Raw genomic sequence first — 24,584 nt, 5'->3', positions numbered from 1 at the left:
CGCGGGTCCCCAATGAAAGTCAAGATTCATACCCTGTTCCAGTATCTGCTTGATACAACCGAGACCGATCCAGAAGCCTTTATTGGGTTCTCGCTGGCCGAGTCGCCAAAACTGGGTGATTTTCTGGATGATCTTGACCCTGAAATGTCCCTCGATTGGAGTCTCAAGTCTTTCCGGGGCCTGCCATCTCTGCGCCAGCGTGTCATTGATCAGGCTGGTTTGGCCAAGATGTGTACAGCCGATGATGTGTTAATTACCGCTGGCGCGGCTGAAGCCAATTACCTGGCGTTCATGCAGCTTGTCGGCGCCGGCGATGAGGTTGTCACAGAAACACCTGGATGGCCGCAGGTAGAAGTTTTGGCTAAGGCCAGACAGGCCACGGTCAAACTGGTTGAAAGAGATGAGGCCGAAGGCTGGGCTTTACCGCTGGATCAGCTAAAAACGCTGGTCACCGAGAAAACCAAGCTGATTTTTCTAACCAACCCAAATAACCCAACCGGCAAATTGTTGAGCACAGAAGACCTGCAGCGAATTGCGGAGATTGCGGACAACGTCGGTGCTTGGCTGATCGTTGACGAGGTCTATGCCGGGTTGGAGTGGACTACCGACAGAGCCCCGTCGATTGCGGGCATCTATGAGCGCGGCATTACCACTGGAAGCGTGTCCAAGGCCTTGGGGTTACAGGGGCTGCGCACTGGCTGGCTAATTTGCCGCGACAAAAATATGGTGATGGATGCGATTGTCCTGCGGGAAAACAGCAGTGAAATTATGAATGTCATGGGGGAAGTGATCGCTGAAGTTGCCCTACGCCCAGATCGACTAAGCCAAGCGTTGGCCAAGGCGCGACGTGATAGCATCGCTACGCTTGAGTTCTTGGACACATACATCACCGCCGAGCCAAAACTGTCTTGGCACCGGCCCGAGGCCGGACTGATTGGTTTGGCACGACTGGCAGAGGGAATAGATAGTGACATCTTTGCAAAACGCCTGCTGGCTGACCCATACAAAACATTTTTACTGCCTGGAAGTGCGTACGGGCTGTCAAACCACATTCGACTAGGAGTTGGCGGCGGAGCCTCTGCAAATTTGGATGTTGGGCTTACCCGGATGTCACAACTGTTAGCCGAATGAGGCGCCAAGCGGCCATTTGCCGCGCACAGCGCAAGGTCAGTTTAGAGCTATTCGTGACAGTTGCGGGCGAGGGACGTGGTCTTAGAGCTGCATCTACGTGTTGGAGTAGCCATTCGTGCAATACTATGTTTCAGCGAATAGGTGGTACCTCTCCATGTGTGAAACAGAAGACTAGACAAAGCAATATCACTTTGCTATTGGGCGGGTTCCTGCAAATCATTGCAACTCTATCTAGAAAGGTGGTGAAAACCACATGCAGGTAAGTGTTCGCGACAACAATGTCGATCAAGCTCTCCGGGTGCTCAAGAAGAAGCTCCAGAAAGAAGGCGTTTTTCGCGAAATGAAGCTCAAGCAACATTTCGAGAAACCGTCCGAGAAAAACGCGCGCCAGAAAGCTGAAGCTATCCGCCGTGCCCGTAAGCTCGCACGCAAAAAGTTAGAGCGCGAAGGAACGATGTAATCATTCCTAGTGCTGTAAGAAGAGAACCCCGTTGTCTGATGGCAACGGGGTTTTTTTGTGTCGTCAGACATTTATTGCAAAAGGTTAGCCTTAGATATCAAACCCCTAAACTGGCCATCAATGCAAAGTCTCAGACAGGCCGCCAAATTTTATACTGGGCCGCGTTGAGTGGTTATGGAGCCTTGGAGCTCAGTGATTGCTAGAGCGTTGAGAGCGCTTTATGCGAATTTGATGCTAAGGGCTGCTCAGACGCGGGTAGGCTGGATATCAAAACTTTCCGATTTTGTCCCAGAGTTCCGAGGCGACGATACCCGGAGGCTGATCCCTTCGCCGTATTTTAAAAATGACAGTATGGCGCACAGGAAACCCCTCGAGGTTCAGTGGCAGTAAGTCAGAAGAATCTCGTTCTTCGACTGTCATGTGATCGGGCAAGCCTCCCCAGCCCAATCCAGCCATAATCACTTTTTTCTTGGCGCTGAGATCCGAAACGGTCCATTTGCGCCCGCCCGGCAACAGATCGCGGCTTTGCACATGCGTCTCTCCACCGGTTCCTGCGGTGATAACCTGTACATATCCCTGTATCTCTGAGACAGAAATTGCGCGTGTGCTGGAAGGCAGCTTCAGGCCGGGGCTAGCCACAGGGCGTATCGTCACCTCTGAAACGGGTTCTGCCTCAACTTCATCCAGCGGCACCCCGTCAAGTGAGGCAAGGGCAATATCCGCCTTACCCTCCATCAACCTGGCAACTGGACCACCCATCATTTCCATTCCCAACCGTATATGGGTTGCGGGATGGCGTTGCCCAATAGCGGCCAAAACGGATAACAGCGGGTCGAGATTCATCGTCGCAGTCACTGCAAGGCTTATCTCTGGCTCCTCTCGCGCGCGCAAACGGGCGGCTGTTGATCTCAGATCCTGCATCTGGCGCAGAACGCGGGATGCTTCGCGATAAATGATCTCACCTGCAGAGGTAAGCGAAGGCCGGTACGTTGCGCGGCTGAATAGCTCTACTTCAAGTTCATCTTCAAGCAGGCGGATTGCATGGCTGACGGCCGATTGCGACTTGTTCAGGCGTTCAGCAGCGCCGCGAAAGGTACCAGTAGAGACGATTGCCTCCAGTGCGATGAGTTGGTCGTGCTTCATTAAGCTGTCCAGATGATCTATTTTTCTAATCGTTATGCTGATTATACAATATTATCAATTCACCATTCCTGAGTTTAGCCATGGGCCATCACTTATCACAGGAGCAACCCATGAAACTATATTACAAACCCGGCGCCTGCTCGTTGGCCAGCCATATCGCGCTGCACGAAATTGGCCATGCGCTGGAAATCGAAGCCGTGGATACCAAGGCAGGTCGGACTGAAAGCGGTGCTGATTATCGTGTGATCAACCCCAACGGCTATGTTCCAGCTCTGAAATTGGATGACGGATCAGTGCTCACCGAAGGTCCAGCAATTCTGCAGTATATCTCTGACAGAAATCCTGAGGCAGGCCTAGCACCAGCTGTGGGGACGTTGGACCGTGCCCGGATGCAGGAGCAGCTTAACTGGATCGGGACTGAATTGCACAAGGCGTTTGGCCCACTGTTCCGAGATGGCACATCCGAAGCAGGCAAGGAAGACGCGCGATTAGATGTGGCGGGAAAATTCGATCAAATCGAAGCCCAACTGGAAGACGGTCGTGAGTGGCTAGTATCTGGCCAGTTTTCAGTGGCCGACGCCTATCTTTTTGTGGTGTCCAACTGGGCAAACTTTACCGGCATCGACATTGCCCGGTGGCCACATCTGGCTGCCTTCGTGAACCGTGCGGCGTCAAGGTCGTCGGCTCAGGTGGCGATGCGGGCTGAGGGGCTGATCTAATGACATCATCTGACTACAAAAACGTCAGTGAGCTGATGGAGGCCTATTTCGAGGGGCTCCATCAAGCTGACAGTTCTTTGCTGCGTACCGTTTTTCACCCTCAGCTGTCTTACGTTTGCGCGACCGAAGGGGATGAACTGTATCTGGATCTTGAGACCTATATGAAACGCGTAGACGAGCGTGAACCACCGGCCAAACGCGGCGATCCACGGGAAGAAGACGTGCTGGAAATTGCGTTTCCTGGAGGAGGGCTGGCGAATGTCACAGCGCGTATGACCATGATGGGCCGCGATTTTCTGGATGTTCTTACCCTTGTTCACGACGGTGCAGGTTGGCGTATCGTGACCAAAGTTTTCTCTTATGTTCCGCGAAAGGACTAACCAATGCCATATGTTAATATCAAGGTGACACGCGAGGGCGGTCCTGATGGCGCAGGCCCGAGCGCTGATCAGAAAACACAGCTGATCGCAGGGGTATCCGATCTCTTGCACAGGGTTTTGGGCAAGAACCCAGCGACGACTTTTGTCGTGATCAATGAGGTCGCTCTGGAAGATTGGGGTATCGGCGGATTGCCGGTCCATGAGTACCGGAAACAGGTACAATGAAAACCAAGCCGACGGAAGAATAGGGGAACATCGGGTTGGGTACCCAGGCGATGATGGTATTCGTTAGAGGCGGCACTTGCCAGTGCCGCCTTCATAGTTTGGCGAGAGCGAACAGTTTCGCAAGTTTCAGTGCGGCTTACTGACTTCTGCAAACTGAATGTTGGTACAATTGGCACTGGGAAGGACGCAGGAAACCGGAGTTTTACCTCCCTTCAACCATGCCCCGCGAGATGTCGCGCGATTGTGGAGCGATCAGCGAAACGAGTTGGACCATGGAATTTGAGCGCGTACAACACAGCGTATGACAAGATCATCCGCGGCAATGCCAATCAACCAGGTCCTATTTTTCAGTGCGTTTTAATCTGCTTTCACAAAGTCAGCAGACGTACTAGGAACCCCTATCTTCGCTATTCCGGGACAGATCATGGCGCAAAAATCCACCATCTATAAAGTTGAACTTTCCGTATCTGATATGGATCGTCACTATTATGAGGTCCATAAACTGACTGTTGCCAAACATCCTTCGGAGACGGATGAACGGCTGATGGTGCGTCTTCTCGCGTTTGCACTGAATGCCCATGAACAATTGGAACTCACCAAGGGCCTGTCAACGGATGACGAGCCTGACATCTGGCAGAAAAGCCTAAGTGGCGAGCTTGAGTTGTGGGTGGCGTTGGGACTTCCCAGCGAGAAGATTGTTCGTCAATCCTGTGGCAAAGCAAAAGATGTTATTGTCTATAGTTATGGCAGGACGGCTGATGTGTGGTGGGACAAAATCAAAAACAGCACCACCCGGTTTGATAATCTTGAGGTCGTCAACTTCTCAGAGACGGCTACCCAAGACTTGGGAAATCTTGCAAATCGCTCAATGAAGCTGCAGGTCAATATTCAGGACGGTGATGTGATGGTCAGTGTTGGTGATAGCATCGTTTACGTGACCCCGGCCAAATGGAAAAATACTGATCATTGATCATCGAGCAGTTCACAATGTGCATAAGAGCTCAGTCTGTAGAATGCCGGGTCGCTGGCTGATTGGTAGCTGTGCAAACGGACCTGAACAATCGACAGAGAAGTCGTGGCGAGCGCGGGCACTCGCAGCAACGAAACCGCTTAAAGCAGTCTGTTCTGATCAGCCGAAAAGTGTGACGGCGGAGAGACAGTCCGTCAAGTAAATTGCATAAACAATTGCTTTATAGTGATTAAAATTAGTAGTGAGAAGTGTATACCACAAAAAGTACCACGACAGAATTGTGGATCACCTGCTTCGGTCCCAAATCTCCTCTAAAATAATCTCCTTCTGTCGGTAGGTTCGGACCAGCGCGTGCGCGGAAAAAGCTTCAAGCAGCTCCATGCTTCAGCACGCTATTCATTGACGGCGGCGTGAGAGCAAACAGAGTTGCATATTGGGTCGTCACTCAAAAGCACTTGAAAACACCCTCATGATCTGGTTCCAACACTAATGGGTTCCGCCGTCGCGATGTTCCTCGTTCGTCCTAAACCTGAAGCGCTTTGTAATAGGACACATCGTTCACCCCTTAATGATAAAATGTGTTTACCAGAAATTTCCTACCATCGACCTGAAGATCGGATGTCTGGGGCGCGAAGGTTTATGATCGAAAAGTGCGGCCACTCAAACTCCACCTTTGCGGCACATGTAGGGAATTCGGGCACACCCAGTTCTGGAAATTCTTGCGTTTCAAGTAGAGTTGCCACGAAGTCAGCACGTCAGTTCGATACCCTTCGAAATACTCTGCAATCTATAGAGGGTCGCAATCGCAGCTGTCTCCTTTGCCGCACAATTTTCCCGCCGATTTGCTCAGACCTTACTCCAGCTACACCGGCCCGTTGCCAGAGGATGAGGGCCAGCTATCTGACGCCCTGATTGCCGAGGCCGAAGGGCGGCAATGTGCAAACGACAGGCTGTGCTTAATTGGTGAAATTCAAAACGGCGTCGGCCGCAAATGATCCCGTAACCGGCCCGCCACGCACCGGAACCTGCGCACCATCCTTAGCCCCCCAACGAGACTGATCCTTGCAACTGCTCTGGCGGGCTTTCTTGCTGTGCCTGCCACTGCGCAACAGAACCGCAAGTGGGCGCCGCGCGAGGCTGTGGTTGAACGACTGGCCAATACGTATGGCGAAGTCCGTCGAAGCATTGGGCTGGGCGATCAGGGGATGGTGATCGAGACGTTTGCCTCTGCTGACACTGGCATCTGAACCACTACACCCCCAAATGGGCTTACCTGTCTGGTGGCATCTGGCCAATCGTGGGAACAACTTAGCGAGGCGTTACCGGCACAAGGGAATGACGCCTGACCGGGGTCAGTTGGACAGCAGCCCGGCCAGATATGCGGCCAGCAACTCGCTGTTCAGGATTGAATAGGTGATCCAGAACCAAAACGCGTCTCGCACTGTGATTGGTCGATCAAGCATATTGGCTCCGGGGTTTGTTGGACTCATCCCAGCAATGTCGGCTAACCGCCATTTCGCGACCTTGGTGCGCAGCGCAGCATCCGTCACATAGGGCGGATACCAGCCATTCGCTGCAATTTGCGCTGAAGGCAGCAATGTTCCGTAATCTGACTTTGAAAATTCGAGTGAGTGCAAGATCCGTGTTTTTAGCATCTCTTACAAACCTCAATGTGAGATGGTTTTGTGTCCATGCACAGCTATCGAAAATGGCAATTTTCCAATCGGTTTGACCGTCCGAACGCATTTGACCAATAGCTGGAAGGAACTATTTTGAATACTTGAGCCGGAGGCCGCAAATGTTTGACAGCACCCTATTGAATCGTTTTGGGCTATTGGCATTACGACGAAAATCCGTTCAGATCTCTTCAGTTTTAGTTGTGCTGTTTGCTGCGATCACAGGATTTTCCACACCAAAAGCATCTGCGCAGGCGGTGGAAACGCCAGAATTTGTATTGGATTCTGGTTCAGTTACAGCCGGAGGGTTCGAAGACAGCGACGGCATTCTTTGGTTTGCGACGGCGAATGGCGCATTGCGATATGACTATAGAAACGCGAAGTACTTCAACACCAAAGGATCGGCGTTCATCTCTCGGGTTGGAACGATAGCAGAAGATCAACAGGGACGGATTTGGTTTGGGCGTAGCGCTGGTGGCGTGGTTGTTTATGATAAATCTGACAACTCGTTTGTTACATATCAGCATGACCCAGCAGACCCTGACAGCCTGAGTTCCGACACTATGAACTGGGTGCCGAGACTGATCGCTACGCGTTCTGACGGGTCCGTTTGGGTGGGAACAAACAACGGCCTCAATGTAATGAAGGGAGCCAGTGATGGCTTCAGTCATTACTATCACGATCCATCGGACCCTCACTCGCTTGCTGGGAATGACATCTGGGGTCTACATATCGACAAAAAAGACCGTATCTGGGTGGCAACACGCTCGGGGCTTAGTCGCCTTGATCCGGGAAAGGACAGTTTTGTAAACTATACCCATGATCCAGCGGACCCCGCGAGTCTGCCATCAGACCAAGTCAATAGTGTCGCCGGAGGTCGCTACGGCGAGATCTGGCTAGGAACGGAACAGGGCCTAAGCCGACTAGATGTCAGCAGCGGAGAATTCAAGAACTACCGCCATGATCCTGACAATCCATCGGGGATTTCGCGCGACCATGTTCTGACTGTCACGGTCGATAGTCAGGGGCGCCTTTGGCTAGGCCGATTGTTTTCCGTTGCTGCTGGTGTCGAAATGTTTGACCCCGCAACGGAGAAATTTCATGTAATACTGCGCAACCCGAATGCCACATCACCGGACACCACCGAGATGATCTTATCGGTGTTTGAAACCGGCGATGGTACGATTTGGTTGCCCTACAACACTGGCCCAATCTATCGGATTTTTCCGGATCGGTCGATCTGGACCGCCCGCTTTGAAAATGAGGGCCTACCTGAAAAGCACCTAGAACCAGTGTTGGCGGTTAGTGAAGATAGCTCAGGCGGCGTTTGGGTTGGCGGCGTCGGCGGGCTCAAGCACTACAACAAGGAAACCAAAAGCTATTCGCGCTGGCAGCCTGTCTCGGACCTTTCTGAAAATCCCAGTCCTTCTCTGGCTTTGAACGAAGTGAACACAATTCTGCAGGCCGCTGAAGAAAGGCTTTGGATCGGCGAAGTTGATTCCAGTTTTCTGCTGATTGATATCCCTTCTCGGACTGTCCTGAGACGGCTGAAATCACCGCAATCGGCATTTGGAACCTGGGGCGGGGTCTATGACCCGAGCAACCCGGAAGTCATTTGGTTTGGATCGCAAACAAGTGGCTTAGGCCGGGTCGACACAGCAAACGGGGACTACCAGTTTTTCAACAGTTCTTCGAACACGGAAGCCGGGATCACGGCAGCATTCGTCTCTCGGGTTGCTGTCTCCCAGGGCGGAACCTTTTGGCTCTCTACTTGGGGGCAAGGTTTGCTAAAATTCGATGGCGAAAAGGTCATTGCATCCTATCTTCACGACCCCGATGACCCGACATCGATCGGTAGTTCCAATGTGTCAGAAGTCGAGCTGGGTCCGCAGGGGCAGCTTTGGGTTGCCACCATTGAAGGCGGCTTGAATGTTTTTGATGAATCCACCGGCACATTTGAACGAATGGGGCGAGAGTCTGGCCTCACGACCAATACAATCTTTGCAATCGAGACCGACAAAAAGGGTTTTCTCTGGTTGGTGACTAACGCAGGCGTTTTTCAGTTCGAGCCAATCAGCAGGCGCGTTGTCGCCAGTTATGGCCAGAAAGATGCGCTACCAAGCGATGTTTTTCTAAGTTGGCCTGGTGGAACATACATGACCAGCAGCCAGGATCTTATGCTTGGCACGCTGTCGGGAATGGGCGTGATTTCTATTCCATTGCTATTGGATGAGGGCGCGCAACCCCGTGTAATATTCACATCACTGACGCAAGGTGGTGTGGACTTGCCACTTAATACCGCAGTTGAAAGCACCCAAGCGGTCGAAATTCATTGGCCCAATACGGATTTCGAGTTTGAAGCATCAGTCGTCGGACTGGCTGGGCATGCACATCGCGATATCCGCTACAAGCTTGAGAACTTTACAAAGGACTGGTTTGTCGCCGACAGCGCGTCACTTGGTAGGTACAGCAGGGTTCCTGGAGGGCAGTATACCTTGCTTGTTCAAGGCCGGGTCGGGGATGGTCCCTGGAGTGAAAGTACCAGTCTTGCAATTACTGTTCACCCACCATTCTGGCAAGAAACCTGGTTTCAAGGAATTGTTGTGCTCTTCCTGTTGGGGTCCTTGCTTGGTTTCACGGCGTGGCGATTGAATATCGCCAGACGACTTGTCAATGCTGCAGAGGCTCTGCGCGATAGCGAAGAGCGACTACGTTTACTTACGAACTCTGTTCCTATCCTGATTGCATATGTGGACTCGAACAGGCGTTACCAATTCAACAACAAAGTATATGAAAATTGGTTTGGGAATAGGCAAAGCGATCTCAAGGGCCTGCACGTCAAAACCGTAATCGGTGACGCAGCTTATGAGGTGATCAAAGAACACATGGATCTGGCATTTTCTGGTGAGCAAGTTGTTTATGAGTCCACGGTACCATTCAAAGATGGTGGCAGGCGTAGTGTTCATAGCACCTATGTGCCAGATTTCGCCAGCGATGGCTCTGTTCTGGGGCTGTATGTTTTAGTTGAAGACATCACCGACGCAAAAGCAGCGGAAGAACATCTGCGGCAGGCCCAAAAAATGGAAGCTGTCGGTCAATTGACGGGCGGCTTAGCCCATGACTTCAACAATCTGTTGGCCATTATTCTTGGGCTAGCTGAAGAGATGCAGTCCCAAGGTGCTTTCGACAAGGACCTGTTGGCCGATATCATTCGCACATCAGATCGAGGTGCTGAACTGACGCATCGTTTACTTGCGTTCTCGCGGCAACAATCGCTGTCAACGCAACCTATCGACCTTACTGCTTTGATAAACGGGATGTCAGATTTACTCACACGATCTCTTGGCGAAACGATCTCGATAAAATTCCCGGAGTCTTCGAACCTTTGGTCGGCGGCTGCCGACCCCAGCCGGGTCGAAGACGCTCTTCTTAACCTTGCGATAAACGCCCGGCATGCAATGCCCGATGGTGGCACTCTCACCATCGAATGCTATAATACCAGCTTGGATGAAGACTATGTGGCTAAAAATCCTGACGCAGCAAAGGGTGAGTTTGTGGTGCTGGCTGTTTCTGACAGCGGCACCGGAATGACAAAAGAAGTGCAAGAGAGAGCATTCGAGCCTTTCTACACGACTAAAGAGGTCGGTCAGGGATCCGGTTTAGGGCTATCAATGATCTATGGCTTTGCTAAGCAATCCGGAGGACATGTCAGCATTTACAGTGAGCTGGGCCAAGGAACTACAATTAAACTTTACTTGCCTCGAGATCACTCGCTCGCGGTAAAACCAAGCAAAGAAAGCATTGTCGAAACGCCACTCGGCAGCAATGAGCCTGTTTTACTAATTGAAGATGACCCCATGGTACGAGAGCTTACAAACAGGATGCTAGGTAGGTTAGGATATCAGGTAACCAGCGTAGATGGGACAGCCGCTGCTCGTGAAGTTCTAGGAACTGGAAAGCAGTTTGATCTGCTGTTATCGGATGTGGTACTTCCAGGTGGCATGAGCGGACCGGAATTTGCGGAGGAAGCTAAAATTCGATTCCCGAACCTGAAGATTATTTTTATGTCCGGCTACTCGGCGGAAGCGGCCAAAGATTCTGGCTTTCTTGGCGCTGGTGATGTGTTGTTGACCAAACCTTTCAAACGGCATCAAATCGCAGTTGCGATGCAAAAAGCAATTACATGTGCAAAGTGACTACAAGTTTCATGTGCTACGCAAGTTCAGAAGTGCACCAACTGAGTTGGTGTACTATGCGGATTGATCCAAAGACTTTTTAGAACGAGCATTGGTTGTTCTTTATGAAAGCTGAATCTGGACCCTAACCAGCCATTCGCCGCGGCTACCCCGAATGGCTGCTTTGGGCTTATTCTGTTGAAAAACTCCCTTACAAAAAAGCTCTACCAAAATTTGGAACAGCTGTTTCTTGAGCGCGCGTCTGGTAAATAATGTTCGCAAATTTACGTTTCAGCGGGACGATATTCCGCTGAAACGTGCCAGTAAGCCAAATGCCGAGTTTTTCAACAGAGTAGGCCGTTCGCTGCCGTTCGATCAACATCAGTGAATGACAGCAAGGCCCCGCATAGCTGCCATATGACAGGGGTTAGGTGGACGATTTCTTTTATTGAGAGAAATTCTCTGTCGTTTATTTAGCAATATGAAAGCAACTGTTTAAATCAACTGGAAGTGGGAGCGTAGTTAAAGAGATAGCGATTGTCACCGTATAAAAAAAGAAACAGCAGGTTTGACCTGTTGGCCTAAAAACGAACAGAAAAAGCCGCCGTTCCACTTCAGGTTGGCGTTCTAATCGTAATATTGACAGAACTTGTTATACTAATCATTCTATAGTTGTTTTCTACTTGTAGGATTTTTCATGTCGTTCTGGCCTTCTGAATCCCTGTCGTTTTCTGTAGATGAACCTCTTGGGCAGCCTCGGTTATCTGAAATTACGCAGGCAAGTGGCGGCGACTTTTTAGACATTCATGTTTCATCGCCCATTGTCTGGTCTGACCCTTCCCAAGCTGAACACCCTGTTGTTGCGCAAAGGTTTAATCCGGATGGCAGCTCTGATGGGGCACACAGCATTTTGCAGGGGGTGGGTACCGCCCCTGAGGAAATCCGAGTTGTTGAGCTGACAGATGGTGGTTGGCTGGTCACAGCCGCGTTGTTTGGGGATCCAGAAGTCTTCCCGCCCCGTATGGCGGTTCAGGTGCTTGCGGCTGACGGTCAACCGGACGGCCCACCTGTTGTGTTCACCAATTCAATCGCTGACTATCATCGCCCGTTGCCTGAGGACACCATACGTATACTCGCAGATCCGGAAATTTTTGCCTCATCGGGGTCTGGGTTACTTGGCGATATCGCCCTTTGGGAGATGTTGCCACGTCCGGACGGCACCGTCCTGGTGGTTTCGCCCCATACTTCAGGCAGCACGAATGAAATTGTCCTTCAACACTATGATAACACTGGCAGCCCCGTCGGCGCGCGCCAACAACTTCCGGTGGAACTTGCAGCAAGGAACATAGAACTTACCCCCTCGGGTGACGGGGACGTCCTGATCAGTTGGGGGAGCGGAGACGGCAATCAGGTAGAATTTGCGACATATACACAAGAGGGCACGCTGACGTCACTCCCAATCAGCGATCCGGTCGGGAACAGGGGGGCCATAAGTTTTGATGACACTGGAAGTATTATCCTTGCATGGCGGGATACAATTCATGGTGACTATTCCACTTCGTATACCAACTGGGTGCAATTTGGCAGCACCGAGGGCTTTGCCGAACCAATTCACCTTGTGTCTGACCTCGAAGGGGCAGCAGGTGCGCCATACAGCGTTGAAACCTTAGACACGGATCTCTATCTGCACATCTCTTCTGGAGGGGGTATCATCCTGGATTCCGAAGGGTGGACATACGGTCGAATGTCTCTGTTTACTGGTGGGAATGCCTTTGGTGCCGTTTTGACATCGACTGGTGACTTGATGACTTGGATTAGCCCCGGTGGGGACGAGGAAACGCCACGCCAATTCCAAGTCTTCGATATGCCGGAAATTCAGAATGGAACAGATGGGAATGACACGTTTTCCTTAACCGCTTCTGGTTTTGTGCGCGCCGGAGATGGGGATGATCTTGTGCTAGGATCTGACACGGCGGACATTCTGGATGGTGGTGCAGGCCATGACACGCTCTTTGGTGGTGGTGGCGATGACATCCTGCGGTTTGGTCAGGAAACGGGGTATGGCGATGGTGGCGAAGGCAACGACCTAGTGCACCTGGACCTGTTTGAACGGATGTACACCCAAGGGGAACAACCTGATGCGCTGGTCTACGCTGACCTGTTCACTCTGGATCCGGACGGTACCCTGCATCTGCAGTACGGCGATGCCGATCTGATTTTTCGCCAAATTGAAGACTTTAGTTTTAATGGCTTTACCGCCAGCTATGGGAGCATTGTCAGAAGCTTTTTCAACGGTCCGGATCAAGAATACACGGTCATTGGATATGACAGTGCAGCGCTTTACGGGACAGGGCCTGGCGATGACCGGTTGATTGGCACCGCCTATGATGACCGACTGTATCTGGGCGACGGCAATGATCAGGCGTTTGGTGGTCTGGGCCGCGACGAGTTGAATGGTGGTGAAGGCGATGACTACTTGCATGGTTCGAACGCGCTCAGCAATCCAGAGGGGGACCTGAGCGACACAATCTATGCCGGGGCGGGCAATGACACTTTGATTGGTGGCTATGGCAACGATCTCCTGTATGGTCAGGATGGTAATGACGTCCTAGAAGGCGGGTTTGGAGCCGATTTCCTGGCTGGCCAAGATGGCAATGATGTTATTAGCGGAGGCGCATTGTCCGATCTAGTTTTTGGCAATGCAGGCGAGGATTTCGTCAACGGCGGCTTTGGCCATGACCGTGTTAACGGCGGCGCAGGCGCGGATAGGTTTTTCCACCTCGGCATCTTTGATCATGGTTCGGATTGGCTGCAGGACTATAATGCGGCCGAAGGGGATGTACTGCTCTTTGGCAATTCCAGTGTCAGCGCTGATGATTTCCAGGTCAACTTGGCCCATTCCGGCGAGGACCTCAACTCCCGTGCAGGCGATAGCTCCATCGCAGAGGCTTTTGTGATTTATCGTCCTACCGGCCAGATTATCTGGGCTCTGGTGGATGGCGCAGGACAGGATGAGATCAACCTGAGGATCGGTGGTGAAGTGTTTGACTTGCTGGCCTGAGCGAAAAAATCAAATTTCGCATCTGTTAAGTCCCGGCCAGTTGGTTCGGGCGTTAGGTGGACAAGCTACAATTTCCTTGCGATTGCGCTATTATTGCTGAACCACAGGGCGACTGGTTTAGGGGCTTGGCTATGTGGGATGGCATCAAGGGGTACCTTTTTCTAATTCTGGTCATACTCGTAATCGTGCCGTTTTATGAGTTCTTCGTTGCTTCATTTTGGCTCAGTGTTCGGTATTTTTTCGAGTTGTTGCTTGGGATTAGGTAGTCTCCAAATCTGGTATCTATGACTCTCTTAGGTGGGGTTTGTTGGATTGGTTAGTCGGGCGCGCCAAGCGTGAAATTCAGCGCCGATTTCAAGCAGTCAAACGCGCGCGACAACGTATTTTTTTCCCTTCGCGGTAAACAAATACGTTGTCGCGCGCGCCAGCATTGATGCGGAAGAGGTCACTCCCCCGCATGATTTCGTAGGTGTAGGTTGTCGAATGGCCAGGATGGGTCACTGCTGTGATTTTCATTCTGTTGATCCTTTCGGCGGGCGGTTGTTGGATAGATGGGCGGTAAGTTTTTGTTGTAATAATAGTTACAATAAAAATGATAATAAAAATTACAACAAAAAAGTGTTGTAATTTTTATTGCAACAGAAAGTCTATGCGGAGTAAGTGAGAGGCGAATGAATGTTGAGGGGCCCATGGGGCGACCACCTAAGAATCCAGCGCAGAAGCGGCACAACCGCATTGTTCTTCTCTTCACGGACGGAGAACTTGAAGAGATTCAGGATCATATCGCAAAACACGGTTACGACGGGAACAATGATCTCGGTCGTGAAGCGGTGCTAGGATTGATCCGGTCCAACAAACAGTCCAACAATTCGAGCGACGAGTAAGTCGCCAAGTAGAAAAAGCAGTGACAGAATCCACAAATTTCAAGGTGGGCTACGCCCGCGTTTCAACCGTTGACCAAAACCTAGACATGCAGATTTCAGCCCTGAAACAGTATGGCATCCCTGATGATCTGATTTTCACCGATAAGATGAGCGGAGCCAGTCAGAAGCGCCCTGGCTTGGAATTGGCAGTTCGTGCCGCCAGCCGGTGCGGTGGTGAGTTTGTTGTTTGGAAGTTAGACCGGCTGGGCCGAACCATGCGCGGCATCATCAAGACGATGCATGATTTCGAGCGGGATGATGTGCGCCTTTTCAGCCTGACCGAGCGTTTTGACCTTAGCAGCCCTATGGGCAAGGGCATGTTCCACATCATGGCAGCATTAGCGCAAATGGAACGCGACCTGATTAGAGAGCGCACCATGGCAGGGCTGAAAGCGGCGCGCGAGCGTGGCTCGTTACACGGTAGACCGCAAACGATGACACCTGAAAGAGTGGCCAAGGCAACCGAAATGGTGTTGGCTGGTGCAAAGCCAGGGCAGGTGTTGCCCGTGTTGCAGGCTATGCCTGGGCCCAACATAGGACGGTCCCGCGTTTATCAGTGGGTGAAAGATTTTAATGAGCTGTCGTCAGAAGGCCTGGCGGCGTAATCCAATTAAGGAGCAAGTGAGCTGATGTCCGAAGGTAATATTCCGGAAGGTTATTGTTCGGTTACGCCGTATTTTACCGTGGAAGATGCTGACAGGCTGATTGAATTTGCAAAGGATGTGTTTGGCGCGACGTTGATACGTGAAAATCGATTTGATGATAACCGTATACAGCACGCAAGGATTCAAATCGGTAACTCGATAGTCATGTTGAACGCTAGTTCAGAAGACTATTCTTGCAACGTTTCTCAGATGCATTTGTACGTCTCCGATGTCGATGCGACCTACCAGGAGGCGTTAAGGCACGGGGCAGTTTCATTGATGAAGCCCAACCTTCGACCACATGGCGATCGAATGGCTGGCTTCAATGATCCGTGTGGCAATATTTGGTGGATCGCTACCCATCAGGGTTGAGATTGAAAATCCAACAAAGGAGGCTCAGGAGAACTGCAGACGCACACTGCAAGCTTCCGAAATACACCACTAGCCCGCTTGTAACGACCGAAAAGCTCGGTCGAGCGAACGAAATGGATGTATTTTACCGGCGCACAGCGATCCGAACCTCGTCTAGTCCGTCAACATTGCGAGTGAGATCATCCTCAAATCCCTTGGGGTTCTCTACCTTCTGCGTTGGATCGTAGACGAACACGAAGAGCCGGTCGCACTTCGCGTCCTTGCCATATAGGAGAAAGTCGTCGGCAATCTGTTTTCGCAGATCTTTGCCCCCCAAGCCAGGGCGCGTGCATTTGTATTCGACTACGATCCGCTCGGGTTTCAGGAGGGTGTCCGCTCGCCCTGATCCCCCTGCGACGGAAGGCGTTGGCTCTTCTGGCCGGACGTCTAGGAAGGGCACGGTGAGAAGCATTTGGAAGAGATACTGAACATCATACTCGTCATTGATCTCGACGGGCTGACGCCCTTTCCGGCGTTTTTTCATGCGGGCAACGACATCGGGAAAACGGTTCGCGATCTCTTGGACCCGTTCCATGGGGGAAGGCGCAGCGGCACTGAACCCTGCCGCTCGGTCACCTGGCAGTCCTTTGGCGGCGTCTTCGAGTTGTCTGAGCGTCTCTTCAACAGCCGACAGCGTATCCTTCACGTGGTCGTGTGTGATTAGGACGGTATACGCGGCCTTTTCGCCCATGATCCCTTGCAGCTCATCCCTTGCCTGCACGAGCCAGTTGTATAGGGTCTGAAGGGCACCGGTGAGTGCCGCTGGCGAGCCAAAGTCTTCGGGGATACGGCAAGACAGGAAGTGTTCGTCCGTGTAGTGCCATAGGAACATCGCCAGTTCATGGGTCTTATCGGCGCCCAAACCATTCCCACCCTTTCGAGGGTGCGATTGGGTCGCCGCTTCTTGGAAATCGTCTATATTAGCGCGAATGAAGGTTTGCATGTAGTTGCCCGCTTCTTGGGAGTGGGCTAGGAAATTGGTTCTGCTCATAAATTCTTCCCAATAAAGCACTACACACCGAAAATAGGCCTCCGGTGCCATCAAAATAATGACAACAACCTCCGTCTAAAACCCGCGTTCCAAAATATGGTCGACAATTGCGCGGCGTGTCAGACAACCAAAGTCATTGAAAACCTCGTGTCACAAACCCTAGAAAAAATCCACATTGATTTTTAGTGTAATGGCGCCCCTCATAGAGTTGGCATCGATGCAGAGTGAAGCATCGAGTGAATTGGGCTCTATGCGGACAGCGCACGTTTGCAGTATCCGGGTAGGATGAGTCCAACAAAGGAGACCTTGATGCGCAGCGCGGCGAAGGTCAGGTCCGAGCCCACTTTGACCGATGCTGCGTGACGCATGAATGGCCGGTTACGCGCGCCTTGTATCTAGATCAGGCGTTGCAGCCATTGGGTAACAAGTCATCAAGATCACAGCAATGGTCTCATTATTCACCAGTGAAGTTTGGCTTCCGTCTTTCTAAAAAAGCGCGAATACCTTCGTCTGCATCATTGCTGTCTTGCGCGAGCGCAAATTGATCGTGGTCTGCTTGGCTGGCCACTCCAGCCAAGGCATTGGCGTAAGCATTGATGCTTTGCTTGCACATACGGACCGCAACTGGAGGCAAGGATGCCGCGAGCGTTGCCAAGTCCATTGATTTCTCCAATGTGGTGCCGTCTTTAGAAAGCCAATCAGCCAACCCCCAATCCAAGGCCCGCTGTGCCGGACATTTTTCTGCTAGAATGATAAGCCTTTTGGCCTTTGCCGGGCCGACTAGATTGGTAATCCGCGGCACAGACCCCCAGGATATATTCAATCCGCGTTCGATTTCTGGCACATACAGTCCAGCGCTCTCGCCCATAACACGCAAATCGGTTGCGACGCTGAGTGCTACACCACCACCGACGCACCAGCCTTCGATGGCAGAGATTGTCAGCGCCTGCACATTTTCCCAAGCCTGACACATCCGTTTGCCTGTTGTAACGGCTTCGCGACGCTCAGCCAATCCGGCGTCTCGCAGCTTCTGTGTTTCAGGGTCACTCAGATCAAAACCCATGGAGAAATTATCAGACCGGCCCGTCAAAATAACTGCTGATGTCTGATGATCACCCTCAAAACTGCGCGCTACTTCTGTAAGCTCCGACATAAGATCATAGGAAAGCGGATTTGCGGGTTTGCCCCGATCAAATGACACAATTGAGATGGCGACCTGGCGTTCAATTCTAACGTATTTCATGGGGTTGCTGTTGCTCCATTTTTAGACGCACGACAAAACCTAGGTTCAAATCTCTGAGAAGAAAAGCGGTCTGATTATTTAGTCTAAAGCAGACGTAGGCGTAATTGCAGCGAAAGCTCACTTTGTCCGCACCTCGGACCTCTGTTGTCCAAACCGCGTAGGTCCGCTTAGGGTAGGGCGTCCAACAAAGGAGGCACGCCTAGAGACTGATTAGCGGGCCTTGCCAATGCGTATGATCTGCCCATAGTCAGTCTGTTTTGAATGACCGAAAACTAGGGGCGCATCAACATGGCCGGATATGTTCTTCATCACTACAACATCATCGATAGATCGCGGGTTGGCGAGCTTGGCCCAATGTCGCTTCCTATCGTTGAAAAGTATGGAGCTGAGATATTAATCTCCAGTCCGGTCAAGCCACTAAAGGGCGCAACGGCTTATTCCAATATGGTGGTCTACAAGTTTGAGAGCTTTGCTGCCGCTTTGGAATTCTATCATTCACCTGAGATGGCGGAGTTTGCCATTCTTCGCGATAAAATTATCGATGGTTTCGCGACAGTGATGCCCGGTCACTCAGAGACAGAGGATGTTTTGAAATCGGGCTACTTTCAGAGTTAGTTTCAATGCAGCCGACTCCAAGAAATCTGAGAATAGTCCAACAAAGGAGCGCAGCGTTTCGTTTTTGAAGTTACTTGAGAGCGGATGTGGAGGACAATTCGAACATCCGCTCTCAACTCGACCTTTCACACGCACTTAATATTACCAGTATTGAGCACGTTTATCAGTGAGGGTACTTACTTTTTAGACCTACGGAATAGAAGCTAATCAAAGTTGAATTGATGGACCGATTACTCGCCTGACGTAGGGTCAACCCAGAGAAAAGCGGAGTGCGGTCCGCCTAGGGGAGTTATACTTACCCATAGCGGACCGCCGCCACGTGAGTGTTGAAGGGGTAAGAATAAGGTAGGCGGCTGTTTCATGCTGTCCAACAAAGGAGACTTTCGCGCCATTTGCGGCGAAGGTCAGGAGTGAGCCCAACTTGCAATAATGCTGCGTTGCGGCCAAGGTCTGCTATGCCGAAATCCATTTGATACAACTATAGTCAGCGCGATAAGAAACATGACAGTATTCCCTGAAGTTAAACCACACACCGCCCTGATTGGAGCTGGTGTTATCGCACTTGGCTTTATCCCAATCCCATTGACTGACCCTGTTTTGCCAAGGGCAACATGGCTCGAATATTGTATCAGCGTGTTGCCTATACTACCGTTTTTCATTCTTGCGCTCCGCTCACTTAGTCAGCGCCAAATACCTGCGGTACTAGCTATCGTGCTAGCCTTGGCGATCGTTGCGGTTGGTGGGCTGCTAACGTTTATTCTGATGGCTCTTTCTGGTGGGGGAACAGAAATGACTGTCATGCATGGAACCGCTCTCACAATAGCGATCGGCACAACTATTCTGCTGGCTTCAGCATGCGGACAAATGGCAAAATGGATCGCCTGCGGTCTATTCCTGTTCCCAGTCTTCGTAGGTTTGTGGTCACTGGCGATGGTTCCAGTCGCCTATGCAAAAGCCTCGGAAATAGCAGCCGAACGGGCATTTTGCATTGCTGAGCACAGCCCAGTCGAAAGAGAACTGACATCACTCCTCGGGCTTCGAGGTCTTTCTTTCTACACAACTCTGTCAGGCTACAAACTCGGGGATTCCTGGTATTTTCACGGGCTTCTTTTGATTAATGCAGGTGTCGACGTAGAAGTGTACAACTGGTCGCCCCGCAACATGAGCTTTCACCGACTAGAAAAGCCTCGATTAATGATCGCCAGTCCACTTAAAGCATGCCAACCGCGTGCAAACTTTCTGCAACACCTCACGCTGATCTAATCCGCTAGGTAAACGAAGGAAATGAAGCGAACCTTGCATTGAGTGTACCCAGCGTCAGCGATGTCCGCACCTCGGAACTCTGTTGTCCAAGCCGCGTAGGTCCGCTTAGGATAGCGCGTCCAACAAAGGAGAGTTGAACGCCTGCAGGTTGACGTAAGCAGCTTAAGGGATAGTTGGTTTAACAGGAAATCGTCTGCAAATTGGGCTGCCATGCTCCGGAACGGATGCCAACAACAGTCAAGCCGAATAACTACTAGTCGATGATTTTGTGGATCCAGGGAGGTTGCCGGATGAATCTGGGCCTAGCTGTGTATTGGTTCGTATCGGGTTTAATTTGGGCACAGTGCGTGATTTTTGATTATGCCAAGGGTGCACTTGCGGCAATTCAAGAGGTTTGGATGTTAGGCGCCGTTCGTCGCAGTCAACTCCAATGGCGGCTATGCGAAGATATCATCATTTGCAAAGTTGGCTACGGCTAGAGATAAGATCGGGCTGATCCGGTCCATTACTGATTACTACCCACTGGCTTCGACTGCGGTGCTATTTCCTCAGAGCTGATCTCGCAAGGAAGCGCGAACCGGTCTGGGCGCGCGATTGGTGGCTGAACAACGGTTTTAGTACCCATATCCAAAACGCGTCCCTCATTCCCAGCCAACCTTCACCAGCAACTCGTCCATCAGCGCAATTTTTTGCAAGTCGGTCATTTTGCGCCGTGCAGTCCCGGTTTCCTCCTTGCTCTGAACAATTTCTTCAAACAGGGAGAAGCGCTCCGCCTCGGGGAGCTTGCCATAGTGGATCTCAGTGATCTGTGTGCTGTCGTGACCCATGTTTTCGGACCAGGCCTTGCGCTGTAACTGGATGAGCGAGCGACGATCGCGTTCTGCGGCGAGCGTGTCCTTGACCGAGTGGGGGTTAAACTTGACCTCCGTATTGCGACAGGCGAGGGCGAAGGCTTTTGCCACGGCGTCTTTGGAAGCCATCGGTTCAATCGGAGCGCGCTCTAGGTCCTTCAAATAGGAGCCTCTCTTCAATTCGGGAAGGCTGGGGAACAGCGCGTCTTCCCCCCGCAGCCCAATGTACTGCATGTGGTCTACCCAATCAGCCACGGCGGCGACAAACACTTTGGCGATCGGGAACCAGTTGATCCTGAGACTTTTGCCGTTTTTGGTGCGGGAGGTGGTGGCATCCTGAATGATCTGGCGCCGCGCGCGATCAAAGTGGTCGAGTCGCAAAGATGTAATGGTATCCGCACGCAGCGCCCCAAGGTAGGCAATGGAGAACATCGCCCGGGCCCTTCTGTCCGCCAGGCTCAGCACTGGCATGCTCCGCAAAAGCTCTTCTGCCTCTTGCAGGGAGGCATAGGCCTTCTCCCCCTTTGGCATCGCCTTGGCATAGGCCGCCTTCGGCAGCCGAATGTAGCTCGGCAAGTCGGTTGGCAAGCGTTTATAGCCGTTCTGTTTGATCAACCACTCAAGAAAACTCATGATCTGAGAGGCCTGATGCGAGGCAGTGGATCTTGATTTTTGCCTTCTCCCTTTGTCACTAGCGCCTCTTTCAGGGCGCTGCGCACGCGATCCACGTCCCGGACCGTGAGCCGGTCGAACGGTTTCCCTTCCAAAGCCTCCTCCATGAATCTGATTGCCGAGAGGTGCTGATCCACCGTCTGCTCCACAAGCCGGCCAGCATGAACCTGCCAATCATAGACAATGCGGTCATTTACAGCCCACCAGCGCGGGCCATCCGTTTCCGCGCTAATCCCAACACCACCGGGATCTCGCCCAATTCCTTCGTGTAACGAGTCTACGGTGGTAATGGGATCGCGCAACTGTTCAAACACCGCCAAATCGGCCTCAGAAACGAACTTCCTGACATGGCAACCACACTCCGAACACTGACCAAATGCCATGTTGGAGCAGTTGGACATTTGGTTGATAGCAAGGCTGCCTAGCTCCGGAAACACCGCTGATTTGCAGCCTGTGCACTTGAACTCCCCTGGATTCAGCCGCGTGCGCAGTCGCTCATGGCGAGCCTTGTGGAATGCCATCACCAGACCGCCACGGAACACCTATGGACGCTTGTAATCAGAAGGTCGCAAGCCAGCTTTTCGCCAGTTTGAGATCGTGTTGGCTCCCACTGCATAAGCACGCTGCAAGTCCTCGTTCGAATAGACGCGGTTCTTCTTCAACCGAATGCCTTTATAGGACCGGCTCATGTGGCGCAGCCAATCACGCGGGATAGGGCACGCAGGAGTTTGGAGGGGGCCGCAAACAGGGGCATCACCTTGCGCCTTTATGAGACGGATCGATACGATTTGCGGCAAGCCAGGTGTTCAAATCAGTGCCGCGATAAATCACCTTGCGGCCGATCTTGTAATAAGCGGGTCCCACCCCCTTGTGGCGCCATTGAGCCAGCTTGTCACGGTCCCCCAAGAGCTCGAGTTCGGGATCTCCCAAGACATAGCAACGTTCATTTTCAAATAGGTTCGGCACGGTTGGGTTTCCTTTCGCTGATTTGAATGCCAGCGAATTAAGTGAACCTTACCTAGTGGGTGTGGCAGTCCCCGATCTGCAAATCTGGGACTCTAACGCCCTGATATGTATAAAAAAGAAATCTGTGCCTCCGGATCTACATAGGGTGAAGAGGTGCCGTTGGGGCAGTTCGAGCTGAGCCCAGCGCGAAACTTCTCAGAGAGATGAAGCACGTGCCACGTCGTACTAGGATGACCTGCGCAGTAGTCCATCGCCATGCCCAGGTGGACGACACCACGATAGGTGCTCCAGATCTTGCGCAAAACGTCGAGGTCCCGCGCGCGGCCAATCCCGTTTTGCTTCGTGTAGTCCCGTGTCTGCTCAAGCAAGCCGCCTTTTACCTGCACCCCCTGGAACCTCTTGGCCTGAATGCTGTCCCACACACGCTTGCCGATGTATTCGGCAACATTGAGCTTGCGTTCATTATTTTTCTCGTAACGCCGGGCAATCCCTTGGAAGTTATGCGCGGCGTCATAGCGTCCTTGCGCAGTTTCAGCGGCCCATTGAACGAATTGTGGGTGCGAAGACTTGCCGACTGGGAAGTTTTCCAAGCCGAGGCTCACAACTTCGTGGCGCATGATATCAATGGCTCTAACTCGGTCCGCTTCCGTTGGTTCGCTGAGCGCCATACGGAACAGCCCGAGGCATTCAAACTCGGGTTCATTCAGTGGAACTTGCATGCACCTGCCCTTTATTGTTCTTGGATGTGACAAATTGCGACCAATCGTTCATCAATGAACGGCGTTTTTCCAGCAGATCGGACCGCGCATAAGCCCGCTCCACATCGGAGCCGACCGTATGCGCCAGGCTCTTCTCGGCCACCTCGCGCGGCGCATTGGCCACTTCTGCTGCCCAATCGCGGAAGGTGGAACGGAACCCGTGCACTGTCACCGCCTCCACCTTCATCCGGCGCAGAAGCATCAACATCGACATGTTGGAAAGCGGTTGGTGGCGTTTTTGCCCTTCGAACACAAATTTGGAGCCCATGGCTTTTAGCGGTTCGATAATTGCAAGCATTTCATCGGTCAATGGCACCCTGTGGTCTTCGCCGGTTTTCATCCGTACTGCCGGGCAAATCCACAGACGGTTTTCCAGATCCAACTCCGACCAGCGCAAGCCCAACACTTCACCGGTTCGTGACCCGGTCAGGCAGGTAAACATCAGCGCCTTGGCGGACATCGCCTTCTTGGTTTGAAGGTCTGCAAAGAACTCTGGCACGTCCTGCCAGCGCATTGCTTCATGGTGTTTGGGCTTGGCTCTGACCTTGGGCAGTACCTGCGCGTCTTTTATAGCTGTGACTGGATTTTCGCCGGAACGGAAACCTTTCGATCTGGCGACATCCAGAACAATCTTGATGCGTTGCGCTAGGCGCCGCGCGGTCTCATGCTTCTCTGTCCAGATTGGTGACAGGCACATCAGCACCTCAGGCTGGCCGATGCTGTCTACCGGCATGCGGCCTATCTTGGGAAAGGCATAGTCCCGCAGAGTGTTGATCCATTGAGCCCCGTGCTTGGCGTTTTTCCATGTAGGGATGCGATCGATATGGACCTGTTGGGCTACTTCTTTGAAGGTGGGCACCTCCTCACACGCATTGAACCTAGGGTTCAGCCCCTGCTTTGCCATACGCCGATATTCCAGCGCTCGCTCCCGTGCCTGGTTCAGGGTTACGATGTCCGCGCCACCCAAACCGAAGTCTGTCCGCAGCGGTGCGCCTTTTTTGTTTTTCTGCCCCTTGACCACCACCCGAACAATCCAGCGCCGAGCCCCCGACGGATCGACAACCAGATAGAGCCCGTTGCCGTCGCCATGACGCCCAGCGCCAAGGTTTTCCACTAGCTTCTTGGTCAGTTTACCAGACAGAGCCCTCGCACTTATACCACATTTTATACCACTCAAGGTGCTAGATTAGACATAATCGAAAGAAACTCAAGCCAGTCAAGCATGAGCAGCAAGTCAAAAAAAACAAAAGAAAAAGGCCGCTTTGTGCGGCCCATTCAAATTGAAGAGAAATGGTAGATGGCGGAGA

The 24,584-nt window shown here is 52.0% G+C and carries 24 protein-coding genes; 14 read left to right on the top strand and 10 right to left on the bottom strand.

All coding sequences use genetic code 11. The features are described from left to right. The first annotated feature begins 12 nt into the window (after positions 1-12). Together AC2T28_RS07200 and rpsU are read left to right on the top strand one after the other, a co-directional pair. Complete coding sequence (locus AC2T28_RS07200; RefSeq protein WP_486748295.1) at positions 13-1,131, top strand: aminotransferase class I/II-fold pyridoxal phosphate-dependent enzyme; 1,119 nt, start codon at positions 13-15, stop codon at positions 1,129-1,131. Between the two features lie 253 nt (positions 1,132-1,384). After that, positions 1,385-1,591 carry a 30S ribosomal protein S21 gene (gene rpsU, locus AC2T28_RS07195; RefSeq protein ID WP_164646362.1) on the top strand — a complete coding sequence of 69 codons (207 nt, stop codon included), beginning with the start codon at positions 1,385-1,387 and terminating at the stop codon, positions 1,589-1,591. 267 nt (positions 1,592-1,858) lie between these two features. Here the strand turns inward: rpsU and AC2T28_RS07190 are convergent, their stop codons facing one another. Beyond that, on the bottom strand, positions 1,859-2,734 hold the full coding sequence (locus AC2T28_RS07190; protein WP_486748294.1) for a LysR family transcriptional regulator: 876 nt from the start codon (positions 2,732-2,734) through the stop codon (positions 1,859-1,861). A 110-nt stretch (positions 2,735-2,844) separates the two neighbouring features. Here AC2T28_RS07190 and gstA point away from each other — a divergent pair, with 110 nt between their 5' ends. The 6 genes from gstA (at position 2,845) to AC2T28_RS07160 (ending at position 6,275) form a co-directional block, all read left to right on the top strand. Continuing rightward, complete coding sequence (gstA, locus tag AC2T28_RS07185) at positions 2,845-3,453, top strand: glutathione transferase GstA (RefSeq protein WP_486748293.1); 609 nt, start codon at positions 2,845-2,847, stop codon at positions 3,451-3,453. Next, on the top strand, positions 3,453-3,833 hold the full coding sequence (locus AC2T28_RS07180) for a nuclear transport factor 2 family protein (protein ID WP_486748292.1): 381 nt from the start codon (positions 3,453-3,455) through the stop codon (positions 3,831-3,833). Before gstA ends, AC2T28_RS07180 begins: the two co-directional genes overlap by 1 nt. Positions 3,834-3,836: 3 nt before the next feature. After that, positions 3,837-4,058 carry a tautomerase family protein gene (locus tag AC2T28_RS07175; RefSeq protein ID WP_486748291.1) on the top strand — a complete coding sequence of 74 codons (222 nt, stop codon included), beginning with the start codon at positions 3,837-3,839 and terminating at the stop codon, positions 4,056-4,058. 424 nt (positions 4,059-4,482) lie between these two features. After that, complete coding sequence (locus AC2T28_RS07170; protein WP_486748290.1) at positions 4,483-5,028, top strand: YaeQ family protein; 546 nt, start codon at positions 4,483-4,485, stop codon at positions 5,026-5,028. Between the two features lie 842 nt (positions 5,029-5,870). Beyond that, the gene (locus AC2T28_RS07165) at positions 5,871-6,023 is read left to right on the top strand and encodes a hypothetical protein (protein ID WP_486748289.1); all 153 of its coding nucleotides are present in this window, start codon (positions 5,871-5,873) and stop codon (positions 6,021-6,023) included. Between the two features lie 96 nt (positions 6,024-6,119). Then, positions 6,120-6,275 carry a hypothetical protein gene (locus tag AC2T28_RS07160; RefSeq protein ID WP_486748288.1) on the top strand — a complete coding sequence of 52 codons (156 nt, stop codon included), beginning with the start codon at positions 6,120-6,122 and terminating at the stop codon, positions 6,273-6,275. A 105-nt stretch (positions 6,276-6,380) separates the two neighbouring features. On the opposite strand, the gene AC2T28_RS07155 is transcribed toward AC2T28_RS07160, so the two are convergent. Beyond that, a complete protein-coding gene (locus tag AC2T28_RS07155) occupies positions 6,381-6,683 on the bottom strand; it encodes a hypothetical protein (protein WP_486748287.1) in 303 nt (100 codons plus the stop codon). Between the two features lie 143 nt (positions 6,684-6,826). On the opposite strand from AC2T28_RS07155, the gene AC2T28_RS07150 reads away from it, so the two are divergent. Together AC2T28_RS07150 and AC2T28_RS07145 are read left to right on the top strand one after the other, a co-directional pair. Beyond that, the gene (locus tag AC2T28_RS07150; RefSeq protein ID WP_486748286.1) at positions 6,827-10,900 is read left to right on the top strand and encodes an ATP-binding protein; all 4,074 of its coding nucleotides are present in this window, start codon (positions 6,827-6,829) and stop codon (positions 10,898-10,900) included. A gap of 676 nt (positions 10,901-11,576) precedes the next feature. After that, positions 11,577-13,940 carry a calcium-binding protein gene (locus AC2T28_RS07145; protein ID WP_486748285.1) on the top strand — a complete coding sequence of 788 codons (2,364 nt, stop codon included), beginning with the start codon at positions 11,577-11,579 and terminating at the stop codon, positions 13,938-13,940. Positions 13,941-14,294: 354 nt separating this feature from the next. Here AC2T28_RS07145 and AC2T28_RS07140 read toward each other — a convergent pair whose 3' ends face one another. After that, positions 14,295-14,456, bottom strand: a complete 162-nt coding sequence (locus AC2T28_RS07140) for a hypothetical protein (protein WP_486748284.1) — start codon at positions 14,454-14,456, stop codon at positions 14,295-14,297. 388 nt (positions 14,457-14,844) lie between these two features. Here AC2T28_RS07140 and AC2T28_RS07135 point away from each other — a divergent pair, with 388 nt between their 5' ends. Together AC2T28_RS07135 and AC2T28_RS07130 are read left to right on the top strand one after the other, a co-directional pair. Continuing rightward, positions 14,845-15,468: a recombinase family protein gene (locus tag AC2T28_RS07135; protein WP_486748283.1), complete on the top strand. Its 624-nt coding sequence runs from the start codon at positions 14,845-14,847 to the stop codon at positions 15,466-15,468. A gap of 24 nt (positions 15,469-15,492) precedes the next feature. Further along, complete coding sequence (locus AC2T28_RS07130; protein WP_486748282.1) at positions 15,493-15,879, top strand: VOC family protein; 387 nt, start codon at positions 15,493-15,495, stop codon at positions 15,877-15,879. Positions 15,880-16,003: 124 nt separating this feature from the next. On the opposite strand, the gene AC2T28_RS07125 is transcribed toward AC2T28_RS07130, so the two are convergent. Together AC2T28_RS07125 and AC2T28_RS07120 are read right to left on the bottom strand one after the other, a co-directional pair. Next, positions 16,004-16,909 (bottom strand): PD-(D/E)XK nuclease domain-containing protein, encoded by a 906-nt coding sequence (locus tag AC2T28_RS07125; protein ID WP_486748281.1) that lies wholly within the window; start codon positions 16,907-16,909, stop codon positions 16,004-16,006. Between the two features lie 454 nt (positions 16,910-17,363). Beyond that, positions 17,364-18,152 (bottom strand): enoyl-CoA hydratase/isomerase family protein, encoded by a 789-nt coding sequence (locus tag AC2T28_RS07120; protein ID WP_486748280.1) that lies wholly within the window; start codon positions 18,150-18,152, stop codon positions 17,364-17,366. A gap of 288 nt (positions 18,153-18,440) precedes the next feature. Between AC2T28_RS07120 and AC2T28_RS07115 the strand changes: the two genes are divergently transcribed. After that, positions 18,441-18,767 carry a DUF1330 domain-containing protein gene (locus AC2T28_RS07115; RefSeq protein WP_486748279.1) on the top strand — a complete coding sequence of 109 codons (327 nt, stop codon included), beginning with the start codon at positions 18,441-18,443 and terminating at the stop codon, positions 18,765-18,767. Positions 18,768-19,268: 501 nt separating this feature from the next. Further along, a complete protein-coding gene (locus tag AC2T28_RS07110; RefSeq protein ID WP_486748278.1) occupies positions 19,269-20,030 on the top strand; it encodes a hypothetical protein in 762 nt (253 codons plus the stop codon). Positions 20,031-20,671: 641 nt separating this feature from the next. On the opposite strand, the gene AC2T28_RS07105 is transcribed toward AC2T28_RS07110, so the two are convergent. The 5 genes from AC2T28_RS07105 to AC2T28_RS07085 all read right to left on the bottom strand — a co-directional run bounded on the left by AC2T28_RS07105 (position 20,672) and on the right by AC2T28_RS07085 (position 24,454). Next, the gene (locus tag AC2T28_RS07105) at positions 20,672-21,514 is read right to left on the bottom strand and encodes a tyrosine-type recombinase/integrase (RefSeq protein WP_486748277.1); all 843 of its coding nucleotides are present in this window, start codon (positions 21,512-21,514) and stop codon (positions 20,672-20,674) included. Continuing rightward, complete coding sequence (locus AC2T28_RS07100) at positions 21,511-22,074, bottom strand: hypothetical protein (protein ID WP_486748276.1); 564 nt, start codon at positions 22,072-22,074, stop codon at positions 21,511-21,513. The genes AC2T28_RS07105 and AC2T28_RS07100 overlap by 4 nt, the downstream gene beginning before the upstream one ends. A 232-nt stretch (positions 22,075-22,306) precedes the next feature. Next, entirely contained in the window at positions 22,307-22,519 is a 213-nt protein-coding gene (locus AC2T28_RS07095) for a MerR family transcriptional regulator (RefSeq protein ID WP_486748275.1), read from the bottom strand. 92 nt (positions 22,520-22,611) lie between these two features. Next, a complete protein-coding gene (locus AC2T28_RS07090) occupies positions 22,612-23,238 on the bottom strand; it encodes a hypothetical protein (RefSeq protein WP_486748274.1) in 627 nt (208 codons plus the stop codon). After that, complete coding sequence (locus AC2T28_RS07085) at positions 23,219-24,454, bottom strand: tyrosine-type recombinase/integrase (RefSeq protein WP_486748273.1); 1,236 nt, start codon at positions 24,452-24,454, stop codon at positions 23,219-23,221. The genes AC2T28_RS07090 and AC2T28_RS07085 overlap by 20 nt, the downstream gene beginning before the upstream one ends. Between the last annotated feature and the right edge of the window lie 130 nt (positions 24,455-24,584).

Source organism: Parasedimentitalea nitratireducens (assembly GCF_057444295.1).
The sequence above is the reverse complement of the archived record's forward strand: the minus strand, read 5'-3'. Positions and strand labels throughout refer to the sequence as shown.

Excerpts from the sequence above, each read along its gene's own strand:
- AC2T28_RS07175 (WP_486748291.1), top strand. The coding sequence starts at position 3,837 with ATGCCATATGTTAATATCAAGGTGACACGCGAGGGCGGTCCTGATGGC.
- AC2T28_RS07170 (WP_486748290.1), top strand. The coding sequence starts at position 4,483 with ATGGCGCAAAAATCCACCATCTATAAAGTTGAACTTTCCGTATCTGAT.
- AC2T28_RS07155 (WP_486748287.1), bottom strand. The coding sequence starts at position 6,683 with ATGCTAAAAACACGGATCTTGCACTCACTCGAATTTTCAAAGTCAGAT.
- AC2T28_RS07130 (WP_486748282.1), top strand. The coding sequence starts at position 15,493 with ATGTCCGAAGGTAATATTCCGGAAGGTTATTGTTCGGTTACGCCGTAT.
- AC2T28_RS07125 (WP_486748281.1), bottom strand. The coding sequence starts at position 16,909 with ATGAGCAGAACCAATTTCCTAGCCCACTCCCAAGAAGCGGGCAACTAC.
- AC2T28_RS07145 (WP_486748285.1), top strand. The coding sequence starts at position 11,577 with ATGTCGTTCTGGCCTTCTGAATCCCTGTCGTTTTCTGTAGATGAACCT.
- AC2T28_RS07150 (WP_486748286.1), top strand. The coding sequence starts at position 6,827 with ATGTTTGACAGCACCCTATTGAATCGTTTTGGGCTATTGGCATTACGA.
- AC2T28_RS07120 (WP_486748280.1), bottom strand. The coding sequence starts at position 18,152 with ATGAAATACGTTAGAATTGAACGCCAGGTCGCCATCTCAATTGTGTCA.
- AC2T28_RS07100 (WP_486748276.1), bottom strand. The coding sequence starts at position 22,074 with ATGGCATTCCACAAGGCTCGCCATGAGCGACTGCGCACGCGGCTGAAT.
- AC2T28_RS07140 (WP_486748284.1), bottom strand. The coding sequence starts at position 14,456 with ATGAAAATCACAGCAGTGACCCATCCTGGCCATTCGACAACCTACACC.
- AC2T28_RS07105 (WP_486748277.1), bottom strand. The coding sequence starts at position 21,514 with ATGAGTTTTCTTGAGTGGTTGATCAAACAGAACGGCTATAAACGCTTG.
- AC2T28_RS07180 (WP_486748292.1), top strand. The coding sequence starts at position 3,453 with ATGACATCATCTGACTACAAAAACGTCAGTGAGCTGATGGAGGCCTAT.
- AC2T28_RS07090 (WP_486748274.1), bottom strand. The coding sequence starts at position 23,238 with ATGCAAGTTCCACTGAATGAACCCGAGTTTGAATGCCTCGGGCTGTTC.
- AC2T28_RS07110 (WP_486748278.1), top strand. The coding sequence starts at position 19,269 with ATGACAGTATTCCCTGAAGTTAAACCACACACCGCCCTGATTGGAGCT.
- AC2T28_RS07200 (WP_486748295.1), top strand. The coding sequence starts at position 13 with ATGAAAGTCAAGATTCATACCCTGTTCCAGTATCTGCTTGATACAACC.
- rpsU (WP_164646362.1), top strand. The coding sequence starts at position 1,385 with ATGCAGGTAAGTGTTCGCGACAACAATGTCGATCAAGCTCTCCGGGTG.
- gstA (WP_486748293.1), top strand. The coding sequence starts at position 2,845 with ATGAAACTATATTACAAACCCGGCGCCTGCTCGTTGGCCAGCCATATC.
- AC2T28_RS07190 (WP_486748294.1), bottom strand. The coding sequence starts at position 2,734 with ATGAAGCACGACCAACTCATCGCACTGGAGGCAATCGTCTCTACTGGT.
- AC2T28_RS07115 (WP_486748279.1), top strand. The coding sequence starts at position 18,441 with ATGGCCGGATATGTTCTTCATCACTACAACATCATCGATAGATCGCGG.